The following is a 20,478-nucleotide window of genomic DNA, read 5'->3' as shown; positions in this document are numbered from 1 at the left end:
TATAGCCTACCTATAAGGGATTGAAACCTCTTGAAAGAGTAGTACGACACTATGACGCAAGCAGAGTTTATAGCCTACCTATAAGGGATTGAAACGTTGTTGCGTTTGTTAGGGCATCTTTTATTGATTCCTTGTTTATAGCCTACCTATAAGGGATTGAAACAGCGAATATAAGATAATAGAAGGTAAAATAAAAGACCGTTTATAGCCTACCTATAAGGGATTGAAACATATTGATAAGCGAAATAATGAGCCATTGAATAATATGTTTATAGCCTACCTATAAGGGATTGAAACTTGTAAATATACAAATCTTGTTTAATTAATTCATTTAGTTTATAGCCTACCTATGAGGTTTAAAGCTCCAAAGTAAAGGTAATACTTTACTTTGGAGCTTAAGTTTTACAAAAAAGGTGGTGATGTAATGGATGTAAATGGAACTTTAATTTGGTATTACAACATTTGTAAAAGGGAAGTGTACTTAATGTCCCACGGTATACTCCCAAATCAAGATGATGAAAACATTGATATAGGAAGGTTTATACACGAGAACTACTATAGGAGAAACGAGAAGGAAATACGTTTTGGTAATGTAGCTTTTGATGTTATGTATCAGAACCAAAATAAACTAATAATAGGTGAAACAAAAAAGTCCTCTAAATTTTTAGAGGCATCAAAATGGCAACTTCTTTATTATTTAAAAATATTAAATGAGGCAGAAATTGAGGCAAAGGGTGTTTTACAATACCCAGAAGAAAGAAGACGTGTAGAAGTTGAGCTCACAGATGAAAATATAATAAAGTTAAAGAAGATGGAGGAGGAAATAATAAATATAATCGAATCCCCACTTCCTCCAAAAGTTGAAGAATGTGTTTACTGTAAAAACTGTGCTTATAGAGAATATTGTTATGCATAGGAGTGATTAGATGAACAAGGATATATACATATTTTCAAATGGCGAATTAAAAAGAAAGGACAATACCTTATATTTTGAAACACAAGACACTAAAAAATATTTACCTGTAGAAGAAATAAATAATATATGGATATTTGGAGAAGTGGATGTCAACTTGGGTTCAAAATTCAGTGTTTGAAGGTGATATAACTGAGGCAAATTTAAAGAAGTTACAAATGGAGCTAAATAGGATAATAAAAAAAGAAGCCGATTCAGTAATAATATATAAATTCAACAGCCTAAAATATTCAAGTAGAGAAGTTATGGGACTTGATAAAAACCCACAAAATTCAATAATTTAGTGCAATAAAAATAGGATAGGAAAGGATTATTATAAAATTGTAGCAGGAATTTTAAGAAAAATATAGAAGTATATATTAACAAACTTTAACAAAAGAGGTGTCTTATGAGAGTAGAACTTAATCTTGAGTTTGATGAGCTAAATCTTCCTATCCACTACAACCATATTATGCAGGCGGTAATTTTAAAATGGATAAATGATGAAAAATATGCACAGTTTATACACGACAAAGGCTATGAATTCAACAACAGAAGATATAAATTATATACCTTTTCAAGGCTGGAGGGAAAGTTTAGATTAGATAATAAAAATAAGAGAATAATTTTTCAAGATTCTGCAAAGCTTTTGATTTCATCGGTAGATGATGAGTTTTTAAGATATGTTGTAGAAAACTATATAGAAAATGGCTCAATAAACATTATTGGTAATGAAGTAAAGGTAAAAAATATAAGATACATCTATCCAAAGCTTGATGGAAATGTGTTTGTTACAAAATCTCCAATTACTGTTTATAGTACCTTTGAAAGGGATGGAAGTAAAAAGACCTATTACTACAATCCTTCTGAAGATGAGTTTGAGGAGTTAATAAAAAGAAACTTAGTATATAAATACAATTCATACTATGATACTAATTTAAAGGATATAGACATAAAGATTACACCAGTTAAGGAAACCTTAAATCAAAGTATAGTCCTTTATAAAGGCACAGTTATAAAGGGATGGAATGGAGTATTTAAAATAGATGCTTCAAAGGAAATACTTGAGTTTGCCTATGGGGCTGGACTTGGCAGTAAAAATTCACAAGGGTTTGGTTGTATAGAAGAAGTATAGGAGGTGATAGATTGATAGAGGGAATTATTCAATTAGGGCAGGCAGCATTAAAGGAAAGGGGACTTTTAAACAATATAATAAAGGAAATTGAACCAGAAGTTAAGGGTAAGGTTAGATATGTTTTCAAGCTAAACTTTGATACACAAAATTTAAAAATAGATATTGATGTTAATGAAGAAATGAGTAGTGACACTGCATATAAATACTGTTTTGTAGGTTCATTATATGGAAATTCTCTCCAATGGTATGCTTCAAGCAGTAGTTTAGGATATTTTTTAAATCAGACAATATACAACTTAACAAGCATAGATTTAGGAGAATACTTGAATTCAAAGATAAAATATATATTGGAAAAATTTTGTATACACATTAATGATAAGGATGTTAAATACGCAATAGATTTAAAAAAGCTTGGTTTAGATGTTGATGTAAAGGCAAAGTATCAAGAACATATAAAAGAAGGGAAAAAGGGTAGTAAGTTTTCAGATGCTCTAACAAAGGAAATAGAAGATTATATAAAAAATAAATATGATATGAAGCTAAAGGATTTTGGTGTCTTTGTACTTTGCATAGATGGAAAACCTCTTACAGATTATGATGAGTATAAAAATGCAGTGATTGAATCCAAAAAGCCAAAGATATCTTCAAAATCAAAGGAAGAAAATAGTGTTTGTCATCTTTGTGGTGGCAGTGAAAATGTTATAGAAAATATGGAAAAGAATATGACAAATACAAAGTTGAAATTTTATACAACTAACCTATTAGTTTTTGCCAGTGAGTTAAATAAAAGTAAATATAATAGGAATTTACAGCTTTGTGAAAACTGCCTAAACAGCCTTCTTGCAGGTGAAACATATCTTATGAATAACCTAAATACAAGGCTTGCTAAGTTCAATGTATATATTCTGCCCCATTTTATATATGGTGATGTAATAAATATTAAAGACCTAGACTTTGTAAAGGACAAAATAAAAAATTCCTTTGATACATTAAAAAATTTAGAATCTATAGATGATGTAAAGGAAGAAATAGATATGTCAATAGAAGATAGTGACCATTACTTCCTTCTAAACTTCATCTTCTATACAAAAAATCAAGCATCCACAAAGGTACAGAGGTTTATTAAGGATGTAAATCCAAGTATATTTAAGAGATTAGCAGGAGCTATTAAAACTTCAAGTGGTGAACTAAATAATTTTATACCAGATATAAAATTTAACTTAAACACAATATATTCAATGGTTCCAATACGTGAAAGCAAGGGTGAGGCAACTGAATATAGAAACATTCTTAACATATATGATGCAATTTTATCAACAAGACACCTTGATAGACAAAAGCTTATAAATGACTTTTGCAGAGCAGCTCAAATCATATTTAGAAGACAGGGTGATTCAAGCTTTAAGGAGTACAATATATCCTTTTATCAAAGGGTAGAAACATATATAAATAAGACATTGATTTTTACAAAGGTACTTGAAAAAATTGGCTGTTTAAAGGAGGGAGAAGGAATGGATGTAAGGGAATTGTCCCTAAAGGATGACCTAAAGAAATACATTGAAACAATGAAGTATGATGAACAAAGAACAGCACTGTTTTTACTTGGATATTTAATAGGTGAAATAGGTAATGTGCAAGGAAAAAATTCTGAAGGTAAAAAGCCAATTTTAAACAAAATAAATTTCAATGGAGTAGATAAGCAGAAACTAATGAGATTGTCAACGGATGTGTTTAATAAACTTAATCAAGAAAAGTCAAATGATAAGCCGCTAAGGGTTTATAACGAAGGTATTTATTATGAATTTAAAAGACTTATTGATAAAAATTTATCAAATTGGACTTTAAATAAAAATGAAAATCTATACTACATTCTTTCAGGATATTCCTATGCAAGTGTAAAACATTTTTAAAGGAGGATGATTTAAATGAACAATAATGAAATTTTGTATTTATATGACGCAAAGCTTTGTAATCCAAATGGAGACCCAGATGAAGAAAATAGACCAAGAATGGACTATGAAAGGGAAATAAATCTTGTTTCAGATTTAAGACTAAAAAGATACATAAGGGATTATCTTTTAGATTTAGGCTATGACATATTTGTAAGGGGAGTAGATGGGAAAAAAGTAAATGCAGAGGGAAGAACAAAGGAGTTTAAGGAATTTACAGATGAATGGATATTAAACAATTTGATAGACGTTAGAATGTTTGGGGCAACAATGCCTATTAAGGGAAATAATAAAACCTTCATTGGACCAGTTCAATTTAATTGGGGATACTCTTTAAACAAGGTAGAACTTTTAGAAAGTTCCATTACATCTCATTTTTTAAGTGATACAGGAAATAGCCAAGGTGCAATAGGAAAGGATTATAGGGTAAAATATTCTCTAATTGCCTTCTTTGGTGTTGTATCAGGTAAAAGAGCAGAAAAAACTAAGCTAACAGAAGAAGACCTACAACTTTTAGATAAGGCAATGAAGTACGCTATTGTTAATCTTGCCACAAGAAGTAAGGTTGGACAATACCCAAGGCTTTATTTAAGAGTTGAATATAAGGACAGCCACACTATTCTTGGAGACTTTAGAGACTATATATCTTTAAATGAAAGGGTTGAAAATATAAGGGATATAGAAGAAGTAAGCCTTGATATTACAAAACTTGTAGCGAAGTTTGTTGAAAATAAGGACAGGATAAATAAAATATTCTATTTTACAGACAGTTCACTTGAACTTAAGGTAAATGGAAGTAGGGTGGATTTAAAGGAAGCATTAAAAGATTTTAATCTTGTTGAAGTTGAGTAGGGTGATTTTATGAAGGTTTTAGTTTTTGATATGAAGGGAAGGCTTGCACACTTTAGGAAGTTTTACACAAATTCCTCCTCCCTATCCTACCTTCTCCCCCCAAGAACCACCCTTATGGGAATAGTAGCAGCTATTATGGGATATGAAAGAGACAGCTATTATGAATTACTTTCCAGTGAAAACTTAAATTTATCTGTTAGAATTATGTTTAAACCAAGAAAGATAATGCAGACATTAAACTATATGAAGATAGAAAATCCAAAGGATGTTTATAAGGTTAAGGATCATACACAGGTTCCCTTTGAAGTCATTGCGTCAGAGAATGGAAATGTAGTATATAGGGTGTATTTAAATCATAAAGATGAAGAAGTATATAAAATAATAAAGGATAAAATAGCCACATCAAGATGTGAATATCCCATTTACTTTGGTACCGCACCCTTTAGTGCCTCCTTTGAGTTTGTAGGGGAATTTGAGGCTGAAAATATAGATGGCATACAGGAGATTGTAACTCCAATAAATAAGGATTTTATAGAGAAACTGGACTTCAACTTTGAAGATTTTACACTTGCAAGGGAGAGAATGCCAAGGGACTTTTATAGTGATAGGCTAATTAAGGAGGCTGCAACATATATATTTGAGGAGGAAGGAAAGGCACTTAAGGTAAAGTTAAATTGTGATGCTTTAAGACTGCAAAATGGAGAAAATATAGTATTTATGTAGGGGACATAAAGTCCCCTTAATCTTTAGGAGGGGTAAAATGCCATTTTATTCTCATCCAGATAAACTTCTAATTGAACATTTAAAGGAAGTTTATGATATAAATAAAGGACTGTTTGAAGATGAAGATAGGGAGGTTTATAGGGTAATATCGATTTGTCACGATTTTGGAAAATATACAACCTATTTTCAAAGACATTTATTTGGTAAAGAAACATCGGAGTTTTCAAAACACGGCTTTATATCTGCAATCTTTGGGGGATATGTTGCCTTAAATCTTTTAAAGGAACCGTACCCTTTATATGTTTATCTTGCTATTTTACATCATCACGGCAATTTAGAGACTCCACTTGAACACCTGCCTAAGAATTTCAAGAAAATAGATGAAGGGGATATTTGGGTTCTTGATAAGATGAACATATTTAAAAAGCAGATGGAGGATATAAAGAAAAACAAAGATGAAATATATAAAGATTATGAAATGGTAGGCTTAGGGCAGATTTTTAATGATTTTTTAGAGGAGGACGCTTTAGATATATTAAAGGAACTTAGAAAAATCCATTTTAAAATTGAAAGGGAACAGAATGAAATTCACTATGTAAATCTGCTTTATTTTTATTCTGCTCTAATTTCAGCAGATAAATTGAGTGCCTCAAATACAAGGGCTTTAGATAATATTGGAGTTATAGAATTTGATAGGTTAAATAGGGAGAGGGAAGAAAAAATAAAGGGTAAGCAGGATATAAATGGAATAAGAAGCAGTATATTTAAAAATGTCCTTCAAAACATACAAAAAAACAAAGATAAAAGTATGTTTACCATAACAGCACCGACGGGTACAGGAAAGACTTATACAGGATTTTTTTCTGCGTTGAAACTAAGGGAACTATTAGGTGGTAATAGAAGAATAATATATTCTCTTCCCTTTACATCAATAATAGACCAAAATTATGATGTAATAGAGGAGCTATTTTCAAAATTTCAAGAATACCAAAGTTTCAAGGGAAGGTATTTAATAAAGCATCACAGTATGGCAGATGTTGAGTATTTAGATGAAAATATGGATTATACTAAAACACAGCAGGAACTTCTTATAGAAAACTGGGAAAGTGGAGTTGTAGTTACTACCTTTGTTCAGCTTCTTGAAACTTTAATTGGCAATAGAAACAGAATGCTTAAAAAATTTGTGAACATAAGAGGTTCTATAATTCTTTTAGATGAAGTTCAGGCAATAGATATAAAGTATTATCCTTTAATTGACTTTATATTTAATCTTGCTGTTAAGTATCTTGAGGTAAAAATAATAATGATGACGGCAACAAAACCTGCAATATTAAATGGGGCTGTTGAGCTTTTAGAGGGGTGCGATAAGTATTTTTCATTATTTAATAGGACGAAATTAATCCCAAGGCTTGAAGGGATTAGTGTTGGTGAGTTTATACAGGAGTTTAAAGAGAATATACAAGATAAATCCTATTTAATCGTATGCAACACAATAAATCAATCAATTGAGATATTTAGTGGGCTTAAGGACTTAGAGGATGTGTATTATCTTTCAACAAATCTTGTGCCAAAGCATAGAAGGGAGAGGATAAAAGAGGTATCAGAGAGGCTAAAGAGAGGGGACAAGATTATACTTGTCTCAACTCAAGTTGTTGAGGCAGGAGTTGACTTTGATTTTGATGTAGTGATAAGGGATTTAGCACCACTTGATTCAATTATTCAATGTGCAGGAAGGTGTAACAGAAACGGCAAAAAAGAGCTTGGTGAAGTATATGTATATAAAATGGTAAATGAAAAGGGAGAACTTTTTTCAAAACACGTTTATGGAAACACTTCAGTTAATATTACAAAGGAATTGATTGAGAATAAAGAGGTTATATTTGAAAAGGATTATTACAATTTAATAAATGATTATTTTAAAATGGTTATAAATAATAAACAAAAGGATGTTTCAAATGGTTATATAGAGTCTATAAAAAGGCTTATATTCACAGGTGACTATAAATACCCATTAAGCAGGTTTTCCTTAATTGAAAACAATCCTACATATATAGATGTGTTTGTAGAGGTAGATGATGAGGCAGTTAAAACTTTAAAGAAATATTTTGAAATATTATTAATAAAAGATTATGAAAAAAGAAGAGAAGAATATTTAAAGATAAAGAATCAACTTAACTATTATTTCATCTCTGTTCCAGAAAAAACTTATAAAAATTTTGAGAATAGATATGGTATATTTGTCCTTCCCCAAATAGCTCTTAAGGACTACTACAATGTAGATACAGGGCTTATAAGAGAGAAGGATGAGACATTTATGATTTTTTAAATTATTTTTACACTAAAATTTAGAAAAATTTTTTATATAATAATTAAAATAAAAAAAGGAATTTGTAAAATTGTAACGAAAAATATAAATGTAGCCCAAAAAAGAGGGGGGATATGATGAAGGAATTATATGCTGCGGCCCTTTTGCACGATATAGGTAAGTTTTATCAAAGGACGCAGGATAATAATGAAAAGGAAAAGGTAAAAAGGGCATACAAGACGATATATGAACAGGAGGGTGCATATTCTCCAAGACATCAGGAGTGGGGTGCCTACTTTTGTGAAAAACTTAACTTACCAAATATAAATGAAATCAAGAGGCTTGTTAGGAATCACCACAAACCAACTGATGTATATGAAAAAATCATATCAATAGCAGATATGCTCTCTTCAGGTGAAAGAGAGGAAAAGGAAGATGATTGTAAAAATCTAATTTCTGTTTTAAATTTGGTTAAGTTAAACAGAAGTAGAGAAGAAAAAAGAAAGTATAAAAGGATTTCAAGGCTATCGCAGTTTAATGAACTTATGGATAGCGAAGAACAAAATATATCGGTTTCATACAAAAGGTTGTGGGATGAATTTGAGGGTGTTATAAAGGAAGAGGGAGATATAGATAGAATATACTATATACTAAGTGAATACACCTCAAATGTTCCATCTGCATATTATTATTCAAGACCAGATATAAACCTTTTTTCACACCTTAAAACAACTGCTGCAATTGCAGTATGCTTATATAAGCAGTTTGAGGAAGAAATAAAAAATGGAGACTATAGAAAAATAGATGAGATTTATACAAAAGTAAAGCTTAATAAGGAGCTTTTTAAGGAAAACATATTTTGTTTAATAAAGGGTGATATATCTGGTATTCAAAGCTTTTTGTATAACATAGATATGGAGGATGCTCTAAAGAATCTAAAGGCTCGTTCATTTTACCTATCATATATTCTTGATATCATTGCAAGGTATATAGTTGATGAGGAAGGACTTACCTTAAGCAATATACTATATTGTGGTGGAGGACATTTTTATATAATTGCACCCAATAAAACAAAGGAGAGAATAGAAGAGTATAAGAAAAAAATACAAGAAGTTTTATTTAAAGCACACGGAATAGATGTTTCTGTTCTTTTATCCTGCGTCGAATTTAATATTGGTGATTTAGCTACTGCAGATTTTTCAAAGGTTTTCTGGGCTGCAGGAAACAAACTTTCAGAAGAAAAATTTAAGAAGTTTTCAAACATATTAAATGAAGATTTCTTTATGCCAAGAGAAAATATAAATATATGTCCATACTGCAAAAGAGAAATTAAGGGAGATATTTGTGAGTTTTGTGAATCCTTTGTTGAGTTAGGTAATGCACTTTATAGAAACAAGTATGTGTATTTACACAAAAGAGAAAAGTTTAATGGAAAAGTTAAAAGGGTAGAAGATGTTTTTGCTTCCTTTGGATATGAAATTGAGTTTACAGATCAATTAAATAAGAAGGCATTTTCTGTGAACAAAGAAGGAGTAGACTTTAAAAATACATCAGGCTACATTAAAACAGCAAATTATATGTATAAAGAAGGTAGTAGGGTAGCTACCCTTGAGGAAGTTTCACAAAAGGCACAAGGAATTAAAAGGTGGGGAGTCTTAAGAGGTGATGTTGACAACCTTGGAAGAATATTCTTAGAAGGTTTGGGAGAAAACAAGTCAATATCAAGGGTTGCGACGTTATCCTCTGAGCTTGAGATTTTCTTTGGAAAATTCCTTGAGGACTATGTAAGGGAAAATTATAAAGAGTGTATGGTTATTTACTCAGGTGGAGATGATTTCTTTATAATAGGTCCTTGGAGCAGTCTTCCAGATTTAGCATATGGTTTAACACATAAGTTTAATGATTATACTGGTGGTAATAGTGATATTACAATATCAATGGCAGTAGAGATTGCACCAGATGTTAAATTCCCTGTGTTTAGAGTTGCACAGGATGCTGGAGATAGCTTAGATATGGCTAAAGAGTATGAAAGAGGCGGTAAGACAAAAAATGCTCTTTCCTTTTTAAAGGATGTTATAGGATGGGAAGAGTTTGAGGAGTTTAAAGAGATTAAAAACGATATGAAGCATCTGGTTGTTGATAAAAACGTAACAAGAAATATATACTACACAATTTATTCTATTATTAATCAATATGAAAGAAGTAAGGAAGAGAAAGATTTGTTTAAATCTTGGAGACTTGTTTATTATTTTGCAAGGCTTCAAGAAAGACATAAGGATGCTAAAGAGAATATTAAATTGCTTATAAGCAAAATATTAAAGAACAATAATTCATTGTATAATAAGCTGTTTACAGCAACACTTTGGTCTGATATAGAAAGTAGGGGTTAAGGAGGTAGGAAAGATGCCAAATAATAATCAAAACAAAGGGAAACAGCAAAATAATATTCCAAATAATCAAGAGGATATTTTAAATGCACAAACTGCATCTATACTTTTAAATCCTCAAAAGGATGCAGATGGAAAGTTATTATTTGAAATTGCTGAAAAAGTTGGTAAAAGAATTAAGGATGATGGTGTAACGGTATCTCAAATTAGAAAAATATATTCTGAAGTTAGAAAACTTGAATATGATGAAAAACGTGAATATCAATACAATTTAAGATTAATAAAAGCACAGATTGGATATACAGCAGGTAGATTTTCTAAATTAAAGAACTTTAAAAATGTTTTTGACATACTAATTCAAGAAACATTAAAGGGAGATAAGACTGAATTAAAGAGGTTTAAAGATTTCTTTGAGGCAGTAATAGCATACCACAAGGCTTATGGTGGAAATTAATGAAGGGGGTACATTATTATGGGTTTTAATGAAATAGTGTTAAATGGAAAATATGTAATAGATGCAGAAATAAAACTTTTAACAGGACTTCATATTGGTACAGCAGGAAATAGCTTAGATATCGGTGGTGTTGATAATCCTGTTATAAAGGATGTATATGGTAAACCATACATACCAGGAAGTAGCTTAAAGGGTAAACTTAGAAGTTTAATGGAGTTTTATAATAATAAACTAACTATTGGTAATGTTGCATATTCTGTTTATAAAAACAATGGTGGAGACGGTTCTATAAGAATGCATATGTGTGATAAAAAGGATTGTATTGTTTGTGGTCTTTTTGGAAGAAATCACGGACAGCATAAAATAATAACAAACTCAAATGGTGCTTATGTGGATAGAACATTTGAGGAAGCTGTGGAACCAACAAGGTTAATAGTAAGGGATGCACATCTTATAGATGAAAGTATTACAGATGAAATGAAGGACAATATGGATTTTGAATATACAGAAGTAAAGTTTGAAAATAACATAGACAGAATAACATCTGCGGCAAACCCAAGACAGACAGAAAGAGTACCAGCAGGGGCAACCTTTAAGTGTAATTTTGTTGTAAATGTGTACAATGATGATGATAAAAAATACTTTGAAGCACTACTTACTGCTATGAAACTTCTTGAAGATGATTATTTAGGTGGTCAAGGTAGCAGAGGTTATGGACAAGTTAAGTTTGAAAATATAAAAATAGAGTATAAAGGTAAAAATGCTTATTTAGGAAAAGAGGATAAAAAGGTTTTTGGGCCATTTAATTCATTAAATGAAGTTAAGTTAGGATGATGGGTATGAAAAGGTATAGAGTAAAGCTAAAATTTAAGGAACCTATACATTTAGGGTATAGGGAGGGTATGTTTAATATAACCGATACAACTATTCATTCTGATACTATATTTTCAGGTATTGTAAATTGCTATTCACTTTTATTTGGAAAAGATAAAACAGACAATTTTTTAGATAACATATTACAAGGCAAACTTAAGGTTTCATCCTCCTTTTACTATGTAGATGATGAGTACCTTTATCCAAGACCAATATATAACAAGATGTATTTAGATGATTTTAAAAAGGATAAGAAGATAAAATATATAAGCGAGAAGGTTTTAAGGGGACATGCAAAGGATAAATATGTAGTAGGAAATATGCTTTTATCTAAGAAAATAGAGAAATATATATACAAAATAGAAGAAAGACCAAGGGTTGTAGTAGATAGGTTAAATAACGGTTCAAGTATTTACTATACAAGTTGTTGTAGGTTTAATAAAGGCTGTGGACTTTGGTTCTATATGGATGTTGAGGATGAATTAAAGGATGAGGTTTTCTCTGCTCTAAACTTATTGGCTGATGAAGGATTAGGTGGTATGAGGAGCTATGGTTATGGACATTTTGAGTTTAAATTCTTTGAAGAAAAGTTAGAGAAGCCTTCAAATAAAAATATTCTTATATCTTTGTGCTTACCTAAAAAAGAGGAGATAGAAAAGTTTTTAAGCTATGGAATTGTAGAAAGAACAGGATATATATATTCACCATATGTAAAAACAAAGAAGCATAATATATATAGGATGTTTGAGGAAGGAAGTATTATAGGAGGAGAAGCTGAAGGAACAATTTTTGATGATACTCCAGAGGGATTTAATGAACATAAGGTTTACAAATATGGCAGGGCGTTTTTAGTTCCCTTTGAATAAGGAGGGGGAAAATGGATTATAAAGTAAATTATTATGAGATTGAGATTTTATCTCCAACAACGGTGACATCAGGGGATAAAATTCCAAGCTTTCAAGTTGTTGTTGAAGGTAAAAAAGCATATATAATTGATATAATGAAAATGATAAAGGCAAATAAAAAGGCTTTGAGTCTTGTTGAAACATTTGATTTTAATTCTAACCAAAGTTTTTTAGATAGGTTGAAAATTGAAAGAATAGATTATAAAAGCTATATAAAATATGAACTTGATTATGTTGGTTCAACAAATAGAATAAGAGAAATAAATGAAATAATGAAAACAGCAGGAAGGCCATATATACCAGGAAGTTCTATAAAGGGTGCTGCAAGAAGTATGCTTAGTAGGGCACTTAATAAAGAAGATATTTACTTGAGAAGTTTAGATAATTCTGTAAAAAATAAAAAGAAAAGTGAAGTATGCGATGATAGAGCAGAAGAAGAGTTGTTTGGTTCTCCTAATTACTCTCCTTTTAGATTTTTAAACATATCTGATACTGATGTGGTAGATGCTTCAAACCTTGAACTTTGTGATATTAAGGTGTTGAATGTATGTAATGGAAAAGCAAAGTGGTTTGCAGGAAGAGAAAACATAGAAGATAAAAAAAGAGCAGTTTCTATACATACAGAGGCACTTAAAAGGGGAACAAAGCTAAAGGGTAAAATAAGTAGTGGATTTATAAAATATTTTAAAGAAAATAGTTTTACAGGTATTAAAAATATTGACATTGTAATTGATTATGTGTCAAAGTTAAAGAAGGAAGTATATAGCTATATTAGTTCTGAAATTGAGTTTTATGAAAAATATAATAATGGTGAATTAACTGATGTATTGAATTTTTATAAAAAACTGCGTGATATGAAGCTTGCAGACAATGAATTTATATTACAAGTTGGTTTTTCAACAGGATATAAGCCAAAGAGTGTTATTAGAAATATAGATAATAAGTTTATTCAACAACTAAAGGTTGTAAGTAAAGGTAGAATATATGAGGATATGTTTCCAAAAACACGAAGATTGGTGTATAAAAATGGTAAGATAGAAGCACCACTTGGGTGGATTAAGGTTACTTTGAGGTAAGTTTTATGAAGGGTGTTAGAGTTAGTGTAAAAATGGGTTTTAAAAACCCATTTTTCTTTGATAAAAAATATAAAAGCACCATTAGCAATAGACTTAAAGAAACAGGAATAGAAAGATTTGCATTTTCAGATTTGGTTTGTAAAAGAAAAAAGGTAATAGAGGATGGGTTTTATGCAATTGATGAGGCAAGATTTGATTTTACAACATTAAATTTTAGTGGGTTACATACATTTATAAGTAGCATTTTAAAAGAGGGTATTGAATTTAAATATGGAAAAGTTATAAATATTGATGTGGGAGTAAAGAGGATAGAGTTTTTTAATGAAGGATATCTTTTATCCCCTGTTTTAGTTTTAGATGAAGAGGGCAAAAGTATTGATTTTGTAGAGAACCCTGTTTTATATAATAAATTGATTAGGGATAAAATTATAAGGAAGTATGAAAATATGTATGGTAAAAAACCTGATAATGATTCGTTTATAATAATTTTTAGAAATACCCCAGATAAAATTGTAGAAGAAGGAAAAATATATTTAAAGTCAAAATGCGAGCTTTATGGTTCTAAGGAGCTTATATATTTAGCAAATTGTTTAGGATTAGGTGACGATAATGAAGAGGGATTAGGAATGATGTCAGAGGAATTATATTTTTATAAAAAGAAATAATACTATGTGAAAATGAAGCTAAACTTAACTACACAGTTGTAATGTATGAAATTGGACAGCACTTTGAGTGCGGGAAAACTTGATCTAATGGAAGGATTAACCTTAAAGCGGTTAATCTTATCGGCTTATGTTTATCAGTGTAAAAAAACAAAAAGTACAAAATAAAAGAATTACGAATGATTTAAATGAATTGAGATATGTAAAGAATATCTTGAACAGTTTATTAATTGGAGTAAATAATAAAATATAAAAACTGTGGACTGAAAGCTACAGTTTTTTGCTGTCGACCCCCAATCCTGCAAAAAAACCGGGGGGTCGACAGCAGCCTCAAACCCTTGAAGAACCTACAAAGCTACTTTTTTATTACGAAAAAGAAACAATTTGACAATTCAGAAAAATATAGATATAATAATGATTGAAAGGGGGTTTATAGCCTACCTATAAGGGATTTAAAAATATAATGGCAGCCGTATTACTTATAACATAAGAGAATTCATCTTCGGATGAATTCTTTTCTTTTTATTAACCATATATGGAATTTTTATTATATTTGAAGTAAAATAAAAATATACTTGTAAAGAAGGATGTGGTTTTATATTTGGTTATGTTACACCCTTAAAGGGAGAGCTAAAGGTTAGGGAGCTTGATGTTTTCAAGGGCTACTACTGTGGAGTCTGCACATCCCTTGGAAAGATAAACTACCCAGCAAAGTATATTTTGAATTACGATATGACCTTTCTTGCCTTGTTTTTGTCATCAATAAAATATGATACAGACAGGCCAAAGAGGAGGTTTTGTGGATATAAAGTAAATAAAGTAAACTATTTTACAAATGAATATATAGACTATGCAGCTATGATGAATATAATCTTAACAAACAGAAAGCTCCTTGATGATTTTAATGACGACAAAAACTATTTTTCCCTCCTACTTTCAAAGATTTTTAATGTGAAGGGTAGGGAGGAGTTTAGGGATAAAATTGAAGGGATAGATAAAAACCTTTATGAGATGTCTTCTTTAGAAAGGCAGAACTCACCTGACATAGATAGACTTAGCCACCTATTTGGAGAAATAACAAAGGAAATCTTCGATGTTTTAGAAGGTAAAACAGGTGAGGTATTAAAATATTTTGGTTATAATCTTGGAAGGTGGATATATGTAGTAGATGCATTAGATGATTTAGAGAAGGATATAAAGGAGAAAAAATATAATCCTTTAATTTATGCCTTTAATTATGATAACGAGGAGAATTTTAAAGAAAGGGTAGTTGAAAATATAAGATTTGTTCTATATAGCTACCTTGAAAACATAACAAAGGCTTATGAATTACTTGATATAAAAAAGAATAAAGGGATATTAGATAATATAATTTATCTATCCCTTGCAGATAAGACAGAAAGAATACTAAAGGGGGAAAGGATAAATGAAAAATCCATACGAGGTATTAGGTGTAGACAAGAACGCTTCAATGGAGGATATAAAGAGAGCCTATAGGGAGCTTGTGAAAAAATATCATCCAGATAGATACCAAGACAATCCTCTAAAGGAACTTGCAGAGGAAAAATTAAGAGAGATAAATGAGGCCTATGAGTACCTTTTAAATAACCACGGAAAACAGCAGAGTGGATATTCAAATGGAGGCTATTCATCAAGTGCTTACTCTAATCAAAATACCTTTACTGATTTTCAAAGGGTTAGGGAGTATATAAATAGAGGAGATTATTTTAGTGCTGAAAGGGAGCTAAATAGAATAAATATAAGAAATGATGAATGGTTCTATCTTATGGGACTTGTATATATAAACAGAGGAAACTATTCGGTTGGATATGACTACATAAAAAGGGCATCAGAAATGAATCCATATAACCAAGAGTATAAAGATGCCCTCTATAGAATGAATAATAGCTATAGAAGCTACAATACCCATTACTACAACACCTCAAGAAGGTCAAATGACGACTGTTGTACTATATGTACATACCTATACTGTGCAGACTGTTGTTGTGAATGTTTAGGAGGAGATTTAATTTCCTGCTGTTAAGAGGGGGGATAATGTGGATAAAACCAAAAGGGTTGCTTATAGCGGTATAGCGGCAGCACTTTCTATAATATCTCTCTATTTAGGTCTTGTAAGTGTTAAGGGTAAAATAACTTTTTTATCCCTTGCAAGCTATATCTTATCAATACCTGTTATTGTTTCAAATATATATACAGGGGTTTTGGTGGCAGTAGCATCAGACATATTAGCCTTCTTTTTAATACCCAATAAGGCGTATGTGTTAGTTTTTATCCCTATGTCCTTCTATCCATCTGTTAAGGCATATTTAGAGAGCAGAACGAAATTCCATTGGGTGTTTAAGTATATTTACTTTAATATCTCAATAATTGCTGTGTATAATGTGTATAAGTTATTCATTTCAAATGAAATTGTAATTAGCTACTACTATTTATTTCTCATAGTAGCACAGTTATTTTTCTATATCTACGATGTGGTATTTACAAAATTTATTGGATGGGTAATAAGTAAATTAGGGCTGTGAAAACACAGCCCTATATTACTATTTCAACTTCCTCACCATTTTGTGATTTTACGTATAACAATTGTAATCCTTTATATTTAATTAATTCTTTAAAACATCTCTTTAAAGCCTTTAAATCTATGCAATCTAAAGCTTCTTTAAATTCCTTGTCAAGCCAAGGTTTACCTATAAAAACAACCGCATTTAGTATGTTAATTGCAGTTCCTAATAGAAAAGCTGGAACTTTAATTTTTATTATTTTACCATTGTTTTCCTTAATGTATATTCTCATCTTGCTCACCATTACTCAACTACAACTTCAACAATGTCACCATTTTCACTTTTTATATCAACTATTTTCCCTTCAAGACCTTCACTTACTGCCTTCAAAATTGCCTGTATATCAATTTCTTCAAGTCCCTCAACACCTTCAACCTTTGGCAATTTTTTAATAGCTGCTCCAAGGGTGCTTATGAATTTTACAGGTACATTGATGTTTACGTTGTCTCCCTTTGATGATTTCACTATTACCTTAAACATTTTATCTTTAGTTTCACTTGTCTTTTCTTGCTCCTTTGAATTTAAAAGCGAAATAAGTTCCGCTGCCTTTTGTGAATCAATCCTGCCTTCCTCAACCATTTTCAATACCTTCATTATTTCTTCGTTCATTTTAATCCCCCTTTAAATTTATTTTTTTAATAAATTGATTGCATCATCGGCGGTTATCTCCCCGTTTTCAAGTTTTGTTAGTATGTCCAAGGTGTTGTTTTCGTCTTTTGATTTTGTTGGTATGTATCCAAGTGCAGATATTACATCATCAAGTTTGCTTCGAACTGTAGGGTAGGATACACCAAGTTCCTTTTCAACGTCCTTTATATTTCCTCTGCATTTTATAAATACTTCAATGAAGTTGAGCTGTTCTGATGTTAAATTTGAAAACCTTGAAAGTTCAAATTCGTTTTCAATGACTGTTTGGCATTTTGTACATTTAAGCTTAGTTGCAATTAATTTTGAATTGCAGACAGGACATTTGGATATAATTTTAAATGCCATACATTATCACCTCTCTTAATTATATTATAACTCTAATATTAAAAATGTAAATACAGAAATTAAATATTTTGATTCAAGACAGCAATAAAAATTAAAAATATTAATTACAGTATTTAAAATATAAAAGGAGATGATTGTGTGAAACTAAATAAAAGGACGGTCGTTATTCTTTTTTGTCTTATTCTATTTGTAGGTTCTTTTTTATGGATGAGAAAAATTTTAATTAATGAAGGAGTAGTACAACCTTTAACTAAAACCAAATCAAAAGTAGTTTCAAATAAATCATTAGAATATGAAATATATGATACAATGCACAGGATGGCAAATACAAAAATAGAGGCAGTAGATGGTGAAGTTTGGGGAGAAGTTGAAATAACAGTTGAGCTGTGTGATAGATTGATTGAAAAGATTAAAGAAAGCAATTTGAAAGCTTTAGAGAAGAATAAATTAATTGAAATACTAAATAGGTGGAAAAATGGAGATTTTTCAAATTGTGTAGAGGAACATAACTATGTATGGAGTAAGCTTGGAGGGACAGTAGGTAAGGCCAAAAGTTTGCGAAAATAATTTTGTTAAAAAATGGTGTATAATATTTTCTAATTTGCACAACATAATACAAAAAAAGGGGTGTAGCTATGAGGCTTGAAAGGGCAATGGAAATTCAAGACTCACTTGGTGTAATTGATGTAAAGTACAACGGCCACAGTGTCTGGATTGAGGAGGTACATAAGGATACAAAATCAGCAGTTGTTAAAGACTTAGATACCAACAAGGTTTTTGAAGTTCCTGTTTCAAAATTACAGGAGAAATAAAAATAAATATACTTTAGGTGATAATCACCTAAAGTATATTTATTATAAATTAATCTTATAAATTCTTGCCTCATAAGGTCTTAAGGTTATATTGTCTATATTTTCACCTAAAAAGTTGTAGTTTGATAAGATTAGCTTAGCCTCTTTAATCTCAACATCTTCAGGAAGTTTAAATTCAGGTGTTCCACCAAAGAAGTTTACCACTACTAAAAATGCATCATCTTCCCCTTTTCTTATATATGAGTATATCTCCTCGTGCTCTCTATTAATTTCAATAAAATCTCCATAAACAAGAGTTAAATTGTTTTTTCTAAGTTCGATAAGCCTTCTATAGTAATTTAATATTGAATCTTCATCCTTAATTTGAGCTTTAACGTTTATATCCTTGTAATTTGAATTAACCCTAATCCAAGGAGTAGTCTCACTAAATCCAGCGTTTTTGCTGTCATCCCACTGCATAGGCGTTCTTGCATTATCCCTTGATGTTAGGTGTAGCCCCTTTATATAGTTTTCGTGGCTCACAAGTCCAGATTCAACAAAATCCCTATATTTATTAAAAACAGCAACATCCCTATAATCCTCAAGTTCAAAGTCCCAAGCATTTGTCATTCCTATTTCATCACCATAGTATATAAATGGTGTTCCCTTTTGGGTAAGCTGTAATGTTGCCAGCATTTTTGCAGACTCTTTATGGTATTTTTTATCGTCCCCAAGTCTTGATACTGTTCTTGTTGAGTCGTGGTTTGAGTAGAAGATTGGGCACCAGCCTTCCTTCTCATCCCTCATCTGCCATCCACTCATCTTTTCCTTTATCTCTTTTACTAAATCTATCTTTCTTCTCTCCCAGTCCCTTTCACCTTTGCCAACAGAGTGCATATCAAAATGGAAGGTCATATCAAGTTCTTCTCTATCAACACCTGTATATAGGTAGGCATTATGGTAGCTAATTCCCCCTGTTTCTCCGATTAAAACGTGATATCCTGTGTTAAATACCCTTCTTCTTATTTCCTTTATATAGTCGTGTACCTTAGGTAGGTTTTGAACATATTTTATAAAGTCTCCATATACTTGTCCTTCTTTTATCTCTGCATCTGGGAAGTTAAAGTCCTTTTCAAGATGGTTTATTGCATCAAATCTAAACCCATCAACTCCTAAATCAATCCAAAATTGAATCATTTTAATTATTTCATTTCTTACATATTCACATCTCCAGTTTAAATCAGGCATTTTCTTTGAGAATAGGTGTAGATAATATTCTCCTGATTGTTCATCATATTCCCAAGCACTTCCACCAAAGAAGGAACCCCAATTGTTTGGAGGATTTCCGTTTTTACCAGGATGCCATATATAATAGTCCCTATACGGATTGTCCTTTGATTTTCTGCTCTCAACAAACCAAGGATGTTCATCTGAGGTGTGGTTTATAACAAGATCCATTATTAGCTTCATATCCCTCTTATGCATTTCTTGGATTAGAAGTTTGAAATCCTCCATTGTACCAAATTCATCCATAATATCATAGTAGTCGCTAATGTCATAGCCATTGTCATCGTTTGGAGATTTGTTTATAGGGTTTAGGTATATCATATCAACACCTAAATGTTTAAGGTAATCAAGTTTTTCAATAATTCCCCTTAAATCACCAATTCCATCTCCATTAGTGTCTTTAAAACTTCTTACATATATTTGGTATGCTACGCCTTCCTTCCACCAAGCTCTTTTCACAATAAACACCATCCTTTATAATTTTATACAAATTTTAAAATAATCAGAAAATATCCTTTTTATTTTAAGGGCTGTATTATTTTATACAGCCCA

22 protein-coding genes, 1 pseudogene and 1 CRISPR repeat array are annotated in these 20,478 nt (G+C 30.9%); of the genes and pseudogenes, 19 read left to right on the top strand and 4 right to left on the bottom strand.

All coding sequences use genetic code 11. The features are described 5' to 3' along the window. Position 1: 1 nt before the first annotated feature. Positions 2-364: direct repeats of the CRISPR family, unit length 26 nt; unit sequence ATAGCCTACCTATAAGGGATTGAAAC. A 60-nt stretch (positions 365-424) separates the two neighbouring features. The 17 genes and pseudogenes from cas4 (at position 425) to A3M9_RS0109550 (ending at position 16,816) form a co-directional block, all read left to right on the top strand. Next, positions 425-916, top strand: coding sequence for a CRISPR-associated protein Cas4 (gene cas4, locus A3M9_RS0109630; protein ID WP_027309042.1), 492 nt, complete (start codon positions 425-427; stop codon positions 914-916). Between the two features lie 10 nt (positions 917-926). Then, positions 927-1,070: pseudogene (locus A3M9_RS14650) on the top strand (CRISPR-associated endonuclease Cas1); the annotation flags it as partial. Further along, complete coding sequence (gene cas2 / locus A3M9_RS13665) at positions 1,063-1,257, top strand: CRISPR-associated endonuclease Cas2 (protein ID WP_051350690.1); 195 nt, start codon at positions 1,063-1,065, stop codon at positions 1,255-1,257. The pseudogene A3M9_RS14650 and the gene cas2, both read left to right, overlap by 8 nt. Before the next feature lie 104 nt (positions 1,258-1,361). Continuing rightward, the gene (gene cas6 / locus A3M9_RS0109615; protein ID WP_027309041.1) at positions 1,362-2,087 is read left to right on the top strand and encodes a CRISPR-associated endoribonuclease Cas6; all 726 of its coding nucleotides are present in this window, start codon (positions 1,362-1,364) and stop codon (positions 2,085-2,087) included. An 11-nt stretch (positions 2,088-2,098) separates the two neighbouring features. Further along, on the top strand, positions 2,099-3,997 hold the full coding sequence (locus A3M9_RS0109610; RefSeq protein ID WP_027309040.1) for a TIGR02556 family CRISPR-associated protein: 1,899 nt from the start codon (positions 2,099-2,101) through the stop codon (positions 3,995-3,997). A gap of 15 nt (positions 3,998-4,012) precedes the next feature. After that, positions 4,013-4,888, top strand: a complete 876-nt coding sequence (cas7b, locus tag A3M9_RS0109605) for a type I-B CRISPR-associated protein Cas7/Csh2 (protein WP_027309039.1) — start codon at positions 4,013-4,015, stop codon at positions 4,886-4,888. 9 nt (positions 4,889-4,897) lie between these two features. Beyond that, positions 4,898-5,611, top strand: a complete 714-nt coding sequence (cas5b, locus tag A3M9_RS0109600) for a type I-B CRISPR-associated protein Cas5b (RefSeq protein WP_027309038.1) — start codon at positions 4,898-4,900, stop codon at positions 5,609-5,611. A gap of 37 nt (positions 5,612-5,648) precedes the next feature. Then, a complete protein-coding gene (locus tag A3M9_RS0109595) occupies positions 5,649-7,937 on the top strand; it encodes a CRISPR-associated helicase/endonuclease Cas3 (RefSeq protein ID WP_027309037.1) in 2,289 nt (762 codons plus the stop codon). Positions 7,938-8,053: 116 nt separating this feature from the next. Next, positions 8,054-10,306, top strand: a complete 2,253-nt coding sequence (gene cas10 / locus A3M9_RS0109590) for a type III-A CRISPR-associated protein Cas10/Csm1 (protein ID WP_027309036.1) — start codon at positions 8,054-8,056, stop codon at positions 10,304-10,306. A 13-nt stretch (positions 10,307-10,319) separates the two neighbouring features. Continuing rightward, positions 10,320-10,757 (top strand): type III-A CRISPR-associated protein Csm2, encoded by a 438-nt coding sequence (gene csm2 / locus A3M9_RS0109585; protein WP_051350689.1) that lies wholly within the window; start codon positions 10,320-10,322, stop codon positions 10,755-10,757. An 18-nt stretch (positions 10,758-10,775) separates the two neighbouring features. Continuing rightward, positions 10,776-11,591 (top strand): type III-A CRISPR-associated RAMP protein Csm3, encoded by an 816-nt coding sequence (gene csm3, locus A3M9_RS0109580; RefSeq protein WP_027309034.1) that lies wholly within the window; start codon positions 10,776-10,778, stop codon positions 11,589-11,591. Positions 11,592-11,596: 5 nt separating this feature from the next. Beyond that, positions 11,597-12,496, top strand: coding sequence for a type III-A CRISPR-associated RAMP protein Csm4 (gene csm4, locus A3M9_RS0109575; RefSeq protein WP_027309033.1), 900 nt, complete (start codon positions 11,597-11,599; stop codon positions 12,494-12,496). 11 nt (positions 12,497-12,507) lie between these two features. After that, positions 12,508-13,611 carry a type III-A CRISPR-associated RAMP protein Csm5 gene (gene csm5 / locus A3M9_RS0109570; protein ID WP_027309032.1) on the top strand — a complete coding sequence of 368 codons (1,104 nt, stop codon included), beginning with the start codon at positions 12,508-12,510 and terminating at the stop codon, positions 13,609-13,611. Between the two features lie 5 nt (positions 13,612-13,616). Next, entirely contained in the window at positions 13,617-14,276 is a 660-nt protein-coding gene (locus A3M9_RS0109565) for a CRISPR-associated endoribonuclease Cas6 (protein WP_027309031.1), read from the top strand. Positions 14,277-14,870: 594 nt separating this feature from the next. Further along, entirely contained in the window at positions 14,871-15,770 is a 900-nt protein-coding gene (locus A3M9_RS13660; protein WP_242826199.1) for a DUF5685 family protein, read from the top strand. Continuing rightward, entirely contained in the window at positions 15,700-16,317 is a 618-nt protein-coding gene (locus A3M9_RS0109555) for a DnaJ domain-containing protein (RefSeq protein ID WP_027309030.1), read from the top strand. Before A3M9_RS13660 ends, A3M9_RS0109555 begins: the two co-directional genes overlap by 71 nt. A 13-nt stretch (positions 16,318-16,330) precedes the next feature. After that, complete coding sequence (locus tag A3M9_RS0109550) at positions 16,331-16,816, top strand: hypothetical protein (protein WP_027309029.1); 486 nt, start codon at positions 16,331-16,333, stop codon at positions 16,814-16,816. A gap of 10 nt (positions 16,817-16,826) precedes the next feature. Here the strand turns inward: A3M9_RS0109550 and A3M9_RS13655 are convergent, their stop codons facing one another. The 3 genes from A3M9_RS13655 to A3M9_RS0109535 are packed head-to-tail and all read right to left on the bottom strand — an operon-like array spanning position 16,827 to position 17,848. Next, a complete protein-coding gene (locus A3M9_RS13655; protein ID WP_035166313.1) occupies positions 16,827-17,087 on the bottom strand; it encodes a hypothetical protein in 261 nt (86 codons plus the stop codon). An 11-nt stretch (positions 17,088-17,098) separates the two neighbouring features. Next, positions 17,099-17,464, bottom strand: a complete 366-nt coding sequence (locus tag A3M9_RS0109540) for a hypothetical protein (protein ID WP_027309028.1) — start codon at positions 17,462-17,464, stop codon at positions 17,099-17,101. A gap of 18 nt (positions 17,465-17,482) precedes the next feature. Then, the gene (locus A3M9_RS0109535) at positions 17,483-17,848 is read right to left on the bottom strand and encodes a DUF2089 domain-containing protein (RefSeq protein ID WP_027309027.1); all 366 of its coding nucleotides are present in this window, start codon (positions 17,846-17,848) and stop codon (positions 17,483-17,485) included. Between the two features lie 138 nt (positions 17,849-17,986). Between A3M9_RS0109535 and A3M9_RS13650 the strand changes: the two genes are divergently transcribed. Together A3M9_RS13650 and A3M9_RS0109525 are read left to right on the top strand one after the other, a co-directional pair. After that, positions 17,987-18,415, top strand: a complete 429-nt coding sequence (locus A3M9_RS13650; protein ID WP_051350687.1) for a DUF6241 domain-containing protein — start codon at positions 17,987-17,989, stop codon at positions 18,413-18,415. Positions 18,416-18,483: 68 nt separating this feature from the next. Then, positions 18,484-18,660, top strand: a complete 177-nt coding sequence (locus A3M9_RS0109525) for an H-type small acid-soluble spore protein (RefSeq protein ID WP_027309026.1) — start codon at positions 18,484-18,486, stop codon at positions 18,658-18,660. Between the two features lie 42 nt (positions 18,661-18,702). Here the strand turns inward: A3M9_RS0109525 and A3M9_RS0109520 are convergent, their stop codons facing one another. Beyond that, the gene (locus A3M9_RS0109520; RefSeq protein WP_027309025.1) at positions 18,703-20,385 is read right to left on the bottom strand and encodes an alpha-glucosidase; all 1,683 of its coding nucleotides are present in this window, start codon (positions 20,383-20,385) and stop codon (positions 18,703-18,705) included. Positions 20,386-20,478: the final 93 nt, after the last annotated feature.

Source organism: Caloramator sp. ALD01 (assembly GCF_000472625.1).
Taxonomy (GTDB): domain Bacteria; phylum Bacillota; class Clostridia; order Clostridiales; family Caloramatoraceae; genus Thermobrachium; species Thermobrachium proteoclasticum.
This window is presented reverse-complemented; position numbering and strand designations above follow the sequence as displayed.